This is a genomic window from Streptomyces sp. NRRL WC-3605, from assembly GCF_001509795.1.
Classification (GTDB): domain Bacteria; phylum Actinomycetota; class Actinomycetes; order Streptomycetales; family Streptomycetaceae; genus Streptomyces; species Streptomyces viridochromogenes.
On sequence record NZ_LLZN01000067.1, the window covers coordinates 190627 to 204622 of the forward strand.

General features: G+C 73.0%; 9 protein-coding genes. 5 read left to right on the forward strand and 4 right to left on the reverse strand.

Annotated elements, in window-relative coordinates:
* Nucleotides 1–59 precede the first annotated feature (59 nt).
* Together ADL34_RS22905 and ADL34_RS22910 are read left to right on the forward strand one after the other, a co-directional pair.
* Nucleotides 60–2645 (forward strand): bifunctional FO biosynthesis protein CofGH, encoded by a 2586-nt coding sequence (locus ADL34_RS22905; RefSeq protein ID WP_062668931.1) that lies wholly within the window; start codon nucleotides 60–62, stop codon nucleotides 2643–2645.
* Nucleotides 2646–2781: 136 nt separating this feature from the next.
* Entirely contained in the window at nucleotides 2782–3333 is a 552-nt protein-coding gene (locus tag ADL34_RS22910; RefSeq protein ID WP_062669086.1) for a L,D-transpeptidase, read from the forward strand.
* Nucleotides 3334–3351: 18 nt separating this feature from the next.
* Here the strand turns inward: ADL34_RS22910 and ADL34_RS22915 are convergent, their stop codons facing one another.
* Entirely contained in the window at nucleotides 3352–3861 is a 510-nt protein-coding gene (locus tag ADL34_RS22915; protein WP_062669085.1) for a DUF2165 domain-containing protein, read from the reverse strand.
* A 116-nt stretch (nucleotides 3862–3977) separates the two neighbouring features.
* On the opposite strand from ADL34_RS22915, the gene ADL34_RS22920 reads away from it, so the two are divergent.
* Nucleotides 3978–7262: an ATP-binding protein gene (locus ADL34_RS22920; RefSeq protein ID WP_199835617.1), complete on the forward strand. Its 3285-nt coding sequence runs from the start codon at nucleotides 3978–3980 to the stop codon at nucleotides 7260–7262.
* A gap of 138 nt (nucleotides 7263–7400) precedes the next feature.
* Complete coding sequence (locus tag ADL34_RS22925) at nucleotides 7401–8516, forward strand: ADP-ribosylglycohydrolase family protein (protein ID WP_062668929.1); 1116 nt, start codon at nucleotides 7401–7403, stop codon at nucleotides 8514–8516.
* Between the two features lie 40 nt (nucleotides 8517–8556).
* Here ADL34_RS22925 and ADL34_RS22930 read toward each other — a convergent pair whose 3' ends face one another.
* Nucleotides 8557–10125 (reverse strand): sodium:solute symporter family protein, encoded by a 1569-nt coding sequence (locus ADL34_RS22930; RefSeq protein WP_062668928.1) that lies wholly within the window; start codon nucleotides 10123–10125, stop codon nucleotides 8557–8559.
* A gap of 159 nt (nucleotides 10126–10284) precedes the next feature.
* The gene (locus tag ADL34_RS22935; protein ID WP_062668927.1) at nucleotides 10285–11070 is read right to left on the reverse strand and encodes an SDR family oxidoreductase; all 786 of its coding nucleotides are present in this window, start codon (nucleotides 11068–11070) and stop codon (nucleotides 10285–10287) included.
* Between the two features lie 74 nt (nucleotides 11071–11144).
* Here ADL34_RS22935 and ADL34_RS22940 point away from each other — a divergent pair, with 74 nt between their 5' ends.
* Nucleotides 11145–11984, forward strand: a complete 840-nt coding sequence (locus ADL34_RS22940; RefSeq protein WP_062668926.1) for a hypothetical protein — start codon at nucleotides 11145–11147, stop codon at nucleotides 11982–11984.
* Between the two features lie 9 nt (nucleotides 11985–11993).
* On the opposite strand, the gene ADL34_RS22945 is transcribed toward ADL34_RS22940, so the two are convergent.
* Nucleotides 11994–13850 carry a hypothetical protein gene (locus tag ADL34_RS22945; protein ID WP_062668925.1) on the reverse strand — a complete coding sequence of 619 codons (1857 nt, stop codon included), beginning with the start codon at nucleotides 13848–13850 and terminating at the stop codon, nucleotides 11994–11996.
* Between the last annotated feature and the right edge of the window lie 146 nt (nucleotides 13851–13996).

Consider the following 13996-nt stretch of genomic DNA (forward strand, 5'->3'; position numbering starts at 1 on the left):
ACGCGCGGCCTTCGTCGCCTGAGCGCCGCCGCTGATCAGGCCGCTCGTATGCTCGAAGGATGACGACTCCCGCGACCCCCGGAACCGGCCCGACCGAGAACTCCATGCGTCGCGCCCTCAAACGCGCCCGGGACGGCGTCGCCCTCGACGTGGCCGAGGCGGCCGTGCTGCTCCAGGCCCGCGGCGAGGCGCTCGACGACCTCGCCGCGTCCGCCGCCCGGGTCCGGGACGCGGGCCTCGCGGCCGCCGGCCGGCCCGGGGTCATCACCTACTCCAAGAGCGTCTTCATCCCCCTCACCCGGCTGTGCCGGGACAAGTGCCACTACTGCACGTTCGTCACCGTCCCCGGCAAGCTGCGCCGCGCCGGGCACGGGATGTTCATGTCCCCGGACGAGGTGCTGGACATCGCCCGAAAGGGCGCGGCCCTCGGCTGCAAGGAAGCCCTCATCACCCTCGGCGACAAGCCGGAGGACCGCTGGCCGGAGGCCCGCGAGTGGCTCGACGCGCACGGCTACGACGACACGATCGCCTACGTCCGCGCCATCTCCATCCGCATCCTGGAGGAGACGGGCCTGCTCCCGCACCTCAACCCCGGCGTCCTGACCTGGACCGACTTCCAGCGCCTGAAGCCCGTCGCCCCGTCGATGGGCATGATGCTGGAGACGACCGCGTCCCGCCTGTGGTCCGAGCCCGGCGGCCCGCACCACGGCTCCCCGGACAAGGAACCCGCCGTCCGCCTGCGCGTCCTGGAGGACGCGGGCCGCTCCTCGGTCCCGTTCACCTCCGGCATCCTCCTGGGCATCGGCGAGACGTACGAGGAGCGCGCCGAGTCCCTGTTCGCGCTGCGCCGGATCTCCCGGGCCTACCACGGCGTCCAGGAGCTGATCATCCAGAACTTCCGCGCCAAGCCGGACACCGCGATGCGCGGCATGCCGGACGCCGAGCTGGACGACCTCGTCGCGGCGGTCGCGGTGGCCCGCCTCATCATGGGCCCGGCCGGCAACATCCAGGCCCCGCCCAACCTCGTCGACCACGAGTACGCCCGGCTGATCGCGGCCGGCATCGACGACTGGGGCGGCGTCTCCCCGCTCACCATCGACCACGTCAACCCCGAGCGCCCCTGGCCGCGTATCGAGGAACTGGCCCGGCGCTCCGCGGACGCCGGGTTCGAGCTGCGCGAACGGCTGTGCGTGTACCCGGAGTTCGTGACGCGCGGCGAGCCCTGGCTGGACCCCCGGCTGCTGCCGCACGTCCGCGCCCTCGCCGACCCCGAGACAGGTCTCGCCCGGCCCGACGCCGTGGTCGAGGGACACCCGTGGCAGGAGCCCGAGGAGGCGTTCGTCTCCTCCGGCCGCACCGACCTGCACACGGCCATCGACACCGAGGGCCGTACGTCCGACCGGCGCGACGACTTCGACGAGGTGTACGGCGACTGGGGCGCCCTGCGGGAGGCCGCCGCGCCCGGCATGGCCCCCGAGCGCATCGACACCGACGTCCGCCAGGCGCTGCGGGTCGCCGCCGACGACCCGACCCGGCTCACCGACGACGAGGCGCTGGCCCTGCTGCACGCGGACGGACCCGCCCTGGACGCGCTGTGCCGCGTCGCCGACGACGTCCGGAAAACGGCGGTCGGCGACGACGTGACGTACATCGTCACCCGGAACATCAACTTCACGAACGTCTGCTACACCGGCTGCCGCTTCTGCGCGTTCGCCCAGCGCCGCACCGACGCCGACGCCTACACGCTCTCCCTGGACCAGGTCGCCGACCGCGCCCGGCAGGCGTGGGACGTGGGCGCGGTGGAGGTCTGCATGCAGGGTGGCATCCACCCGGACCTGCCCGGCACGGCGTACTTCGACATCGCGAGGGCCGTGAAGGAACGCGTCCCCGGGATGCACGTCCACGCCTTCTCCCCGATGGAGGTCGTCAACGGCGCCACCCGCACCGGCCTGTCCGTCCGCGAGTGGCTGACCGCCGCCAAGGAGGCCGGCCTGGACTCGATCCCCGGTACGGCGGCGGAGATCCTCGACGACGAGGTCCGCTGGGTCCTCACCAAGGGCAAGCTGCCGGCCGCGACCTGGATCGAGGTCGTCACCACCGCCCACGAACTGGGCATCCGCTCCTCCTCGACGATGATGTACGGGCACGTCGACCAGCCCCGGCACTGGCTCGGGCATCTGCGCACCCTGGCCGGCATCCAGCAGCGCACCGGCGGCTTCACCGAGTTCGTCACGCTGCCGTTCATCCACACCAACGCGCCGGTCTACCTCGCTGGCATCGCCCGCCCCGGCCCGACGATCCGCGACAACCGCGCGGTCACGGCCATGGCCCGGCTCCTCCTGCACCCCCATATCCCCAACATCCAGACGAGCTGGGTCAAACTGGGCACCGAGGGTGCGGCGGAGATGCTCCGCTCCGGAGCCAACGACCTGGGCGGCACGCTGATGGAGGAGACGATCTCGCGGATGGCGGGTTCGTCGTACGGCTCCTACAAGTCCGTACGGGACCTGGTGGCGGTCGCCGAGGCGGCCGGGCGCCCGGCGAAGCCGCGCACCACCCTGTACGGCGAGGTGCCCGAGGAGCGGCAGCGGGCGGCGGCCGCCTCCGACGGGCACCTGCCCGAGCTGCTGCCCCTCCTGGACTGACGGGGAGCCCCCCGCGGGGGTCGGTACGATGATCCGACCCTCGCTGGTGGACTCGCCGGCGTTCCGTAGCCGTCGGCGCGTTCCGTGGCCGCCGACGGCCGTCCATAGCTTTCCGTAGCCGAGGAGATGCGTGCCCGTGCCTGCTACCAAGGTCTGGGTGACCGGTCTGACGGTGGGCGCGATAGCCGCCGTCGCCGCCCTCGCCGTGCAGGCCGACAAGGGCCCCCACCCGACGGCGGGGAAGGCCCGGCCGAGCGCGTCGGCGTCCCCGGAGGCGAGCCCCGCGCCGTCGAAGCCGGCCCGGGCCGCCGAGGTGCCCGACGACTCCGGCACCGGCCGCCGCATCGTCTACGACCTCGGCGACAGACGCGTCTGGCTGGTCGACGCGAGCGACGCCGCCCGGCGGACCTTCACCGTCTGGCCCGGCACGGTCAGCCCGGACCCCGGACGCTACGCGGTGTCGTCCCGGACCACGGCCACGAAGGGCTCCGACGGCGTGCAGATCGAGAACATCGTCTACTTCGCCGCCAAGTCCGGCATCTCCATCGCCTTCTCCAACGCCGTGGACGGCTCCTCGCCCCCGCCCGCCGCGGGCAAGAAGACCGGCGGGGTCAGGATGCGCGCGGCGGACGGGGCGGCGCTGTGGACGTTCGGTGAGACGGGGACGCCGGTGGTCGTCGTCGACTGACCCGGCGCCCGTCCGGGGTCAGGCGTCGGGGGTCTTCACCTGCCCGCCCGGCAGATGGTTCACGATCAGTACGACACCGCTCAGCAGGAACACCCGGGTCGCGGCGTCGAGCCCGTTCCAGTCCGAGGACTGCCACATCGCGAACCACTCACCGCCGATCGCGATGAAACCGGCGCCGAACAGCAGCATCAGCATCAGCAGCCCGTACGTGGAGAAGCGGCGGGCCCGCACGTCGTCGCGCCGCGCCCACAGCCAGGTGCCGTATATGAGCACGAGCGCGGCGACGGTCTCCCAGACGATGATCGCGACGTAGGCCGCGTCCTGAAGTCCCTTGCCGGTGACGGCCCGCCACATCAGGTCGTCGTCCTCGAACGTGGTGTCCATCGCGAGGACGTGCCGCACGAACTGCTGGTTCGTACCGAAGTCCGTGATGTTCCCGAAGGCGACGAGCGCGATGTAGAGGGCCACGGTCCCGGTCAGGAGGGTGGCCGCGATGTGCAGGGGGGTGCGTGGGGGTGTGGTCGACATGAAGGTCATCTTCCCCGCGTCGCGCGGGTGTTCGGGCGTCATTGCGCCACAATGAGCGGACGGACTTCGAGGGCGGGCGGACGAGGGGACGTACGGTGGCGCAGGCGCAGCCGTCGATGCAGGAGCTGATCCGGCAGCGCAGCCGCGCCGGCTTCGTGGGCCGCGGAGCCGAACGGGCCGCGTTCCGGGAGAACCTGGAGCTGCCGCCCCAGGACGAGCGGCACCGCTTCCTGTTCCATGTGCACGGCCAGGCCGGCGTCGGCAAGTCCTTCCTCCTGCGGGAGCTGGAGCAACTGGCGCGGGAGAAGGGCGCGCTGACCGCCTCGGTGGACGAGACCGTGGGCAGCGTCCCGGAGGCGATGGCCGCGGTCAGCCGCCAGTTCGCCGCCCAGGGGCACCGGTTCAAGGACCTCGACCGGGCACTCGCCACCCACCGGGAGCGACGGCACGAGGCGGAGGCGGCGGCCGCCGCCCTGGGCACCGAGCCGGAAGGGCCGTCGCCTGCCGGCACCGCTGTGATGCGGGCCGGACTCGTCGGCCTCGGCATGGTCCCCGGCATCGGCCCGTTCGCGGGAGCCCTCGACGCCGCCCAGCTCGCCCAGAGCGCCGACCGGCTGCGGGCGGGGCTCAGCGCCCGGTTCCGCAGCCAGGACGACGTGCAGCTGGTGCTCTCCCCGGAGCGGGTGCTCACCCCCGTCCTGCTGACCGAGCTGTCCGGCGCCGCGGAGCACGCCCCGTGGATCGTCCTGTTCCTCGACACCTACGAACGCACCGGCCCCTTCCTGGACGGCTGGCTGCACGACGTCATGACCAGCGACCGGTACGGCGCCCTGCCCGCCACCGTCGTCGTGGTCACCGCGGGACAGCACCCCTTCGACACCGCCCGCTGGGGCGGCTTCACCGACTTCATGGCCGACGTTCCGCTCGGCCCGTTCACCGAGACCGAGGCGCGCGGACTGCTGGCCGACCGGGGCGTGGTCGCCGAGCCGGTCGTCGAGGAGGTCCTGCGGCTCACCGGCGGACTGCCCGTCCTCGTCTCGACGCTGGCCGAACAGCGTCCCGCCGGCCCGGACGACATCGGCGACCCGAGCGTCACCGCCGTCGAACGCTTCCTGAAGTGGGAGCAGGACCCCGTGCGCCGGGCCGTGGCGCTCGCCTGCGCGCTGCCCCGGCGGGTGGACATGGACGTGTTCCGGGCCGCCGTGGACTGCCCCGACGACGACGCCGAGGCGCTCTTCGCCTGGCTGCGCGGCCTGGCGTTCGTGGACGATCGGGGCGACCGGCTGCGGTACCACGACCTGGTGCGCGAACCGATGCTGCGCCTCCAGCGCCGCCGCTCCCCGCGCGGCTGGACCGAGCGGCACGACCGGCTCGCCGCCGTCTACGGCCGCTGGCGGGAGGAGGCGGGCCAGGGCCTGGGCTCCTTCCAGGAGTGGCTGGAGGAGGAGTGGCGCGAGCTGCGGCTGGAGGAGACCTACCACGCGTTGTGCGCCCGCCCCCGTACCGCGCTGAACGGGGCGCTGTGGGACGTCGTGCTCGTCTGCGGCGCCGACGAGGCGGCGGGCCGGCGCTGGGCGCAGATGCTGGTCGAGGCGGGCGAGGCCACCGGTGACCCGGCCCTCGGCGACTGGGGCCGGGCGCTGGGCGAGGCGCTCGCGGACGACGCGACCGCCATGACGGCGGTGGCGAACCTGGTCCTGTCCCGTCCGGGACCCGACCGGCGCACCCGGGCCGTCGCCCACTCCTTCCGGGCGCGGGAGCTGCGCCGCGAGGGCCGGTACGAGCCCGCCCTCGCGGATGCCGACCGGGCGGTCGAGCTGGACCCCGAACTGTCCCCGGCGCACTACGGCCGCGGACTCGCCCTGCGCTCGCTCGGCGACTTCCCGGCGGCGCTCGCCGCTTTCGACACCGCCGACCGGCTCGCCCCGGACGACGAGTTCGTCATCTCCGAGCGCGCCGAGACCTACCGGCTCGCGGGCCGCTACGAGGAGGCGTTCGCCGACTACGACCGGGCCGTCGCCCTCGACCCGTCGGACCCCGAGTACCTCGCCGGCCGGGCGGTGTGCCGTCAGGAGCTGGGCCAGCAGGATGAGGCGCTGGCCGACCTCGACCATGCGGTGGCCCTCGACGAGGACTACCTGTGGCCGCTGGTGCGCCGGGCCCGGCTGCGCCGCGTCCGCTCCGAGTGGGACGAGGCGTTCGCGGACTTCGACCGTGCCGTCGAGAAGGCGCCCGACAACCCCTGGGTCGCCTCCGAGCGCGGGGACGCCTACCGGCTCGCGGGCCGCTTCGAGGACGCCGTCGCCGAACTCGGCCGGGCCGTCGCCCTCAAGCCGGACTACGCCTCGGCGCTCGCCGGCCGGGGCCTCGCCCAGTACGAACTGGGCCGCGACGAGGAGGCGCTGGCCGATCTCACCCGGGCCGTCGACCTGGTCCCCGACTACGCGTGGGCGCTGGTCACCCGCGCCCAGGTCAAGGCCCGTGCGGGCGACCAGGAGGGCAGGTTCGACGACCTGCGGCGGGCCGCCGCCGCGGACACCTCGGACGGCTGGGCGGCCGCCGAACTGGGGGAGGCGTACCGGCAGGAGGGCCGCTACGAGGAGGCACGCGCCGCCCTGGAGCAGTCCCTGGAGCGGGACCCGCAGTACGACTACGCACACGTCACCCTCGGGGCCGTTCACCGGGAGCTGAAGGACCACGAGGAGGCGTACCGCTGCTACGGGCGCGCCCTCGCCGCCGGTGACGTCGGCTGGATCCGCGCCCGGCGGGCCCGTGCGGCGATGGACCTCGGATGGTGCGAGGAGGCCCTGGCGGACCTGGACCGGTGCGTGGCCCTGGACTGGGAACCCGTCTGGGCCCGCTGGACGGCCATCGACCTGCTCATGCTGTGCGGACGCTGGGAGGAGGTGGGGGTTCGGCTGCGCGCGGCCGAGGAGGCCGGGCTGTCCGACGGCGACCTGGACGGCCTGCGGGCCGAGTGGCACGCCCACCGCGAGGAGTGGGAGCAGGCCCGGCGCTGCGCGGAACGGCTGCGGGAGCCGGAGCCTCTTGAATGCGCGTTCGAGACGGCCGTGGTCACCGGCCTCGCGGAGGGCCTGCCCGCCGCCGAACCCCTGTGGCGGGAGCTGGCGGGGATGCTGGAGGCGGAGACCGGCATGGACGACATCCAGCGCGCCCAGGGCCACTGCTTCCTCGGCTGCGCCCTCGGGGACTGGCCCCTCGCCGACCGGGGGCTGACGGCCTTCCTGGCCCTGGAGCCCGGCTGGGCGGACGCGGCGACCCTCGCCTCCATCCTCGGCCACGTCCTGAGGAGTCCCGGAGCCGACGCCACGCACCTCAGCCCGCGCCTGGAGCGGGTCGCTGCGGCGGCCGAGGTGATCCGGGCACGTCACCGGAACTGACCGGCGAACGGTGCGAAGGGGGTGGTTCCGGACCACTTCCGTCACACACCGCATACCGATCCGCCCCCTGAACCCACGGTCCCCGGTCGATTACAGTGGCGAACTGTCGTACGAGCGGATGGTCAGGGGGAGGTCTTGGTGGGGGCGACCGGCGGACCCGTCTGGGGCCGTACCGAGCAGCAGGACTTCCGCAGCCGGGTGCGCGGAACGCTGCTCGGCGCGGCCGTCGGGGACGCCCTCGGAGCCCCGGTCGACGCGCTCGGCCTGACCGAGATCCAGGAGCGGCACGGCGCCGAGGGCCTGCTGGACCTGGCCCCCGGCTACGGGCGCCGGGGTGCCGTGACCCATCTCACCCAGCTCACCCTGTTCTCCGTGGACGGGCTCATACGGGCCCAGGTCCGCCGGGACACCGGCGCTTGGCATCCGCCGACCGATCTGCACCGGGCCTATCTGCGCTGGGCCGCCACCCAGCGGGACTGGGGACCCGACGAGCGCCGCAAGGACGACGGCTGGCTCGCCCGCGAGGAGTGGCTGTACGCCCGCCGGGACGCGACCCGATCCCTGCTGCTCGGCCTCGGCGACGAGACCATGGGCACCCTGGAGGCGCCCAAGAACACCGCCGAGCTCGGCCCGGAGGCCGCCGCGCGCTCCGCGCCGTTCGGGCTGCTCGTCGGCTGGGAGCCGCAGCTCGTCGTCCAGCTCGCCGTGGAGTGCGCCGCACAGACCCACGGGCACCCGGTCGCCTACCTGTCGGCGGGCGCGTACGCCGTGATCGTGCACGGGCTGGCCTGCGGGGAGAGCCTGGACGGGGCGGTGCAGCGGGCCCTCGCGCTGCTCGCCGTGCGCCCCGGGCACGAACCGGTGTCGGACGCCCTCCAGCACGCGCTGGGGGCCGTGCGGCAGGGCATGCCGACGCCCGCCCGCGTGGCGGAGCTGGCGGCCGACGGCTCGGCGGACGGGCTGCTCGCGGCGTCCGTGTACTGCGCCCTGGTCGGCGAGGACGTCCGGCAGGGGCTGTGCCTGGCGGTGAACCACGACGGCCCCTCCGCCGCCACGGCCTCCCTCACCGGCGGTCTGCTGGGGGCCCTGCACGGCGAGACGGCCCTGCCGCCGGCCTGGCTTGCCGAGCTGGAGGGCCGTCCCACGATCCTGGAACTCGCCGACGACTTCGCCATGGAGATGACGCAGGGCCCGGCCCTGCACGGGCCGGGCGCCTCCGCGCCGGGCTGGCTGGCGCGCTACCCGCGCGCCTGAGCCCCGCCGCGCGTTCCCGCGCTCACTCCCCGGCCCGCGCTCACTCCTTGGCCCGCACCACGTCGTCCACCGGACCGGCCGGCGCCGGCACCGCGGCGGCCGCCGCCCCGTCGCCGTCGGTGTTGACGCTCTCCACCACGGCCAGGCGCTCCGGGGTGTCCTCCGGCTTCAGGCGGCCGATGAGGATGTACAGGATCAGCGAGACCGCGAGCGGGATGGAGACCTGGTACTGCAGCGGCACCCCGCCGTCGACGCTCCAGCTGATCGGGTAGTTGACCAGCCAGAAGGCGAGCAGGCCCATCGCCCAGCTGGTGAGCGCGGCGGTCGGCCCGGAGCGGCGGAACGGCCGCAGCAGGCCCAGCATCATCGGGATCGCGATGGGGCCCATGAGACCGGCGACCCACTTGATGACGACGGTGATGATGTCCTTGAACGTGGGGGAGTTGACCTGGGTCGCCACCGCCATCGACAGACCGAGGAAGACGACGGTCGTCACGCGTGCCGCCACCAGGCCGGACCGCTCGTTCCAGGCCCGGGCCCGCTTCGACAGCACCGGCGCCACGTCCCGGGTGAAGACGGCGGCGATGGCGTTGGCGTCGGAGGAGCACATCGCCATGGTGTGCGAGAAGAAGCCGACGATGACCAGGCCCAGCAGGCCGTGCGGCAGAAGCTGTTCGGTCATCAGGGCGTAGGAGTCGGAGCCGTCCGGCTTCTGCGACTCGACCAGCAACGGTGACATCCACATCGGGAAGAACAGCACGAGCGGCCAGACCAGCCAGAGGACCGCCGAGAGCCGTGCGGAGCGCTGGGCCTCGTGCGGGGTGGCCGTGGCCATGTACCGCTGGGCCTGGTTGAGCATGCCGCCGTTGTACTCGAAGAGCTTGATGAACAGGAACGCCAGCAGGAAGACCGTGCCGTACGGGCCGACCAGCGGCTCGCCGTGGCCCTGGAGTTCGGGCTCGTCCCAGGCGCCGAGGAAGCCGATGCCCTTGTCGTTCAGCTTCATCACCACGGCGAAGAACATCGCGAGCCCGGCGAGCAACTGGATGATGAACTGCCCGAGTTCGGTGAGGGCGTCCGCCCACAGGCCGCCGATGGTGCAGTAGACGGCGGTGATGCATCCGGTGATGAGGATGCCCTGGTTGAGCGAGACCCCGGTGAACACCGACAACAGGGTCGCGATCGCCGCCCACTTGGCGCCGACGTCCACGATCTTCAGCAGCATGCCGGACCAGGCCAGCGCCTGCTGGGTCCGCAGGTCGTAGCGGTTCTTCAGGTATTCCAGCGGCGAGGCCACGTGCAGCCGTGACCGGAGCCGGTTGATGCGCGGCGCGAACAGCTTCGACCCGATGGCGATGCCGAGCGCGATGGGGAAGGACCAGGTGACGAAGGACGTGACGCCGTAGGTGTAGGCGATGCCCGCGTACCCGGTGAACATCACCGCGCTGTAGCCGGACATGTGGTGCGAGATGCCGGACAGCCACCACGGCATCTTGCCGCCCGCGGTGAAGAAGTCGCTGACGTTGTCCACCCGCTTGTGGGACCAGACGCCGATGGCGACCATCACGCCGAAGTAGCCGATGAGCACGGCCCAGTCGAGACTGTTCATGTGACCCCTCCAGGGTTCCGTCCTGTGAACGGCCCGCCCATGGTCGATGCGTGGAAGAGGACACGACAAGCGCGAGTAGGGTCAAGGGACAGTAAAATCGTTCTGCTAAGTGACCTGCGTTCATGGATATGGACGACGAAATCCGTTGGAACCCGTACGTCAGCGCATCAACTCCCCGGCGTTGACGAGCAGCGACTGCCCTGTGATGGCCCGCGCCCGGTCCGAGGCGAGGAACACCGCCGCCTCCGCGACGTCCCCGTCGGTGGGCATCTCCGGCAGCGCCATCCGCCCGGTCAGCCGCGCCAGCACCTCCGCCTCCGCGACGCCCTCCGCCCGCGCCGTGAACCGTACGAAGGCCTCCACCGCCGGCCCCCACATCCAGCCCGGCAGCACGGAGTTGACCCGTATCCGGCGCGGCCCGAGCTCCCGGGCGAGCGAGTACATCGCGCTGGTCAGGGCGCCCTTGGAGGCGGCGTAGGCGGCCTGGCGCACCTCGGACGGCGCCGCCACCGCCGACTGCGTCCCGATGAACACCACCGACCCGCCGCGCTCCTCCAGCGCGGGCAGACAGGCCCGCGTCATCCGCAGCGTGCCCAGCAGGTTCACGTCGAGCACCGCCTGCCAGGTGGTGAAGTCGGCATCCCTCAGCCCGCCGAACAGCGAGTCCCAGGCCGCCACATGGACCACCGCGTCGATCCCGCCGAACCGCTCCCGGGCCAGCGCGGCCAGTGCCGCGCACTGCTCCTCGTCGGTGATGTCGGTCGCCCGGTACGCGGTGCGCTCCCCGGCCGGATCGATCCCGGCGGCGCTGCGGGCCAGCTGCTCCTCGGTCCGCGCCCCCAGCACCGCGTTCCCGCCGTCCCGTACGACCGCCGCCGCGACCTGGTGGCCGAGCCCCACGCCGACCCCCGACACGACCACGGTCCTGCCTGTGAGCAGTGACATCCGGTGCCTCCCGGCCCTGGCGCAATATCTGACGGGGCGTCAGAGTATGGGCGAGCCGAGGAAAGGGGAACAGCGTGAGCGAGGACACCCGCAGCGAGGTGTACGCCGAACTGGCCGCCGTCGGCCCGTACGGGGTCCGCCCCGGCCACGCCCTGATCACCATGGTCGAACCGCACCCCGGCCATGAGCACGCCTACAACCGCTGGTACGAGGACGACCACTACTACGCGGGCGCCATGGCGATGCCCTGGATGTTCGCCGGCCGGCGCTGGGTGGCCACCCGGGACCTCCAGCTGCTGCGCTATCCCGCCGGGTCGGCCGTCGCCCGGCCGGTCACCGCCGGCTGCTACCTCTCCACGTACTGGATCACCGCGGGCCGCTACGCCGACCACATGCGCTGGACCGTCGCCATCAACCGGCGGCTCAACCGCGACGCCCGCGTCCACCACGACCGCACCCACGTCTTCACGGCGTTCCAGGACCACGAGACCACGGTGTACCGCGACGGCGAGGCCGGCCCCCGCGACCTCCACGCCCTCGACCACCCCTACGCGGGCCTGGTCCTCCAGGTCGTCGACGCCGGGACGGCCGGACGGCGCGCGGACCTCCTCGCCTGGCTGCGCGACCACCACCTGCCCGAACGGCTGACGGGGTCCCCGGCCGCGCTGGTGACCGTCTTCAGCCCCACGCCCCTGCCGCTGGACCGCATGTCCTACGTCAGGCAGGTCGAGGGCGTCGGCACCCGGCTCACCCTGCTCTGGTTCCTGGAGGAGGACCCCCGGCGCTGCTGGCCGGACCACTTCACGGGCCTGGACACGGCCGTCGGGAAGACGGGCCTGGGCCGCACCGAGCTCGTGGCGCCGTTCATCCCGACGGTGCCGGGCACCGACCGGTACGTCGCCGAACTGCGCTGACCGGCTCGGTCAGCGCAGCTCCTCCGGGCAGGGCGTGCCGCGCGGCACGTCGTAGGGCGCCGCCAGCCGGTACACGCCCGCCCGCGGAGCGACCAGGGTCGTCCAGCGGTCGCCCTTCGCGTCCTCCTCGGTCTCCATCAGGCAGCCGTTGACGTTGTCGTACGTCCTGGGCTCGCCGTCGGGACGCTTGCGGGACGCCTCCGTCTCCTTCGGCGGGTCGAGCTTTCGGCCCTCGGCGTCGACGATGCTCAGCCACGGCGAGTAGGGGATGCGGATCAGGATGCGGCCCGGCTCGCTCACCCGCATCGTCATCTCGCCCTGCTCGGCCCGCTCCACCACGGCGTTCGGCTCGGCGAGCGGCGCCGGGTCCGTCACCTGGAACAACTGCCAGTTCGCGTCGCCCCACACCTGCTTCAGATACGGCAGACCGCGCTGCACCAGCTCCCGCTCCCGCTGCGCCGCCGAGGGGTCCGGCTCGTCCTTGGGCAGCACCACGAAGTGCACCGCCCAGCGCCTCAGCCACTCCCGGTAGTTCGCCGAGTTGAGCGTGTCGTCGTAGAAGAGCGGGTTGCGCTCCATGTCGGCCTGCCGGTTCCAGCCGCGCGCCAGGTTCACGTACGGCGCGAGCGCGGACGCCTCCCGGTGCGAACGGGCCGGCACGACCTCCACCCGGCCCTTCTCGGCGCCGACCTCCTGGAGCTCGTTGACCAGCGGGGCCAGCTCACGCGCCCAGGACGCCTCGGGGGCCGCGTGGATGATGTCGTCGACCGTCTTGTAGCCGATCCACCCGGCGAACGTCAGCAGGGCCGTCACCACCGCGTACCACTTGCGCGTGCGCGGCACGGTGAACGGCAGGGCCGCCACCAGCGTCACCCCGGCGAACAGCATCGCCAGCCGGGTGATGTTGGAGCCGATCTGCGAGCTGACCACCCACACCAGGACGACCGAGACGCCGTACACCGCCGACACCAGCCGGACCGTCTTCCAGTCCGCGGGCACGGCGACGTAGACGACGACGGCCATCAGCAGGGGCATGAGCACCGACCCGAACACCATCGGCTGGGTGCCGGAGAACGGGAACAGCCACGCCGACAGCCCCACCACGGCGGCCGGCGCCAGCCCCAGCGCCCAGGCGCCCGGGCGCCGCTTCTGCAGGAACAGCGCGACGGCCACGAGCCCGACGAAGAGTCCCGCGACCGGCGACGCCATGGTGGCCAGCGCGGCGAGCGGCGCCGCGCACAGCGCCTTCGCCCAGCGTTTGTAGCGCCAGCGGTACGGCCAGCAGAAGACGACGGCGACCGCGCCCAGCGCGAACATCGTGCCCAGGGCGAACGTGACCCGCCCGGAGATGGCGTTGGCGATCAGGCCGAAGATCCCGGCGAGCGCGGCCCACAGCGGGTTGCGCACGGATCGGCTCCGCAGCAGGACCAGCATCAGCAGCCCGGCCGAGATCGTCCCGGCGATCATCATCGTCGTCCGGACGCCCAGCACCGACATCAGATACGGCGACACGACGCTGTACGACACCGGGTGCATCCCGCCGTACCAGGCGAGGTTGTACGCGGAGTCGGGGTGCCGGCCGACGAACTCGGCCCAGGCGTCCTGGGCCGCGAGGTCGCCGCCACTGTTCGCGAACGTGAAGAACCAGATGATGTGGAGCAGCCCGGAGAGGGCGGTGACCGACAGCACCGGGTGACGCAGCAGACGCTCGCGCACGGCGTGGACGGCCCTCGCGAGACGCGACGACCGCCCGGCCCGGGTGTCGTCCGGACCCTCCTCCGCGCGCGGCGTGGGTACGCGTATTCGCGGACCGGCTCCCCGTCCCGGATCGGCGTCGTCGGCGCGTGTCGGCTCCGCAGTGGCCACGTCTGAGGCACTCCCCGTGCTGTCTTCTGTTCCGGCCGCGTCCCGTGTCCCGCGTGTCTCGGCCCGGTAGGTCAAGGTGCTGCGGTCGTGCCCCGTGAGCGACGACCTGCCCGATTCGTGACGCTAGCACGCAGCCCGCCGACGGG

Bases quoted from the DNA above. Each gene is read 5' to 3' on its own strand.
- ADL34_RS22905 (WP_062668931.1), top strand. From the start codon at position 60: ATGACGACTCCCGCGACCCCCGGAACCGGCCCGACCGAGAACTCCATG.
- ADL34_RS22915 (WP_062669085.1), bottom strand. From the start codon at position 3,861: ATGTCGACCACACCCCCACGCACCCCCCTGCACATCGCGGCCACCCTC.
- ADL34_RS22920 (WP_199835617.1), top strand. From the start codon at position 3,978: ATGCAGGAGCTGATCCGGCAGCGCAGCCGCGCCGGCTTCGTGGGCCGC.
- ADL34_RS22930 (WP_062668928.1), bottom strand. From the start codon at position 10,125: ATGAACAGTCTCGACTGGGCCGTGCTCATCGGCTACTTCGGCGTGATG.
- ADL34_RS22935 (WP_062668927.1), bottom strand. From the start codon at position 11,070: ATGTCACTGCTCACAGGCAGGACCGTGGTCGTGTCGGGGGTCGGCGTG.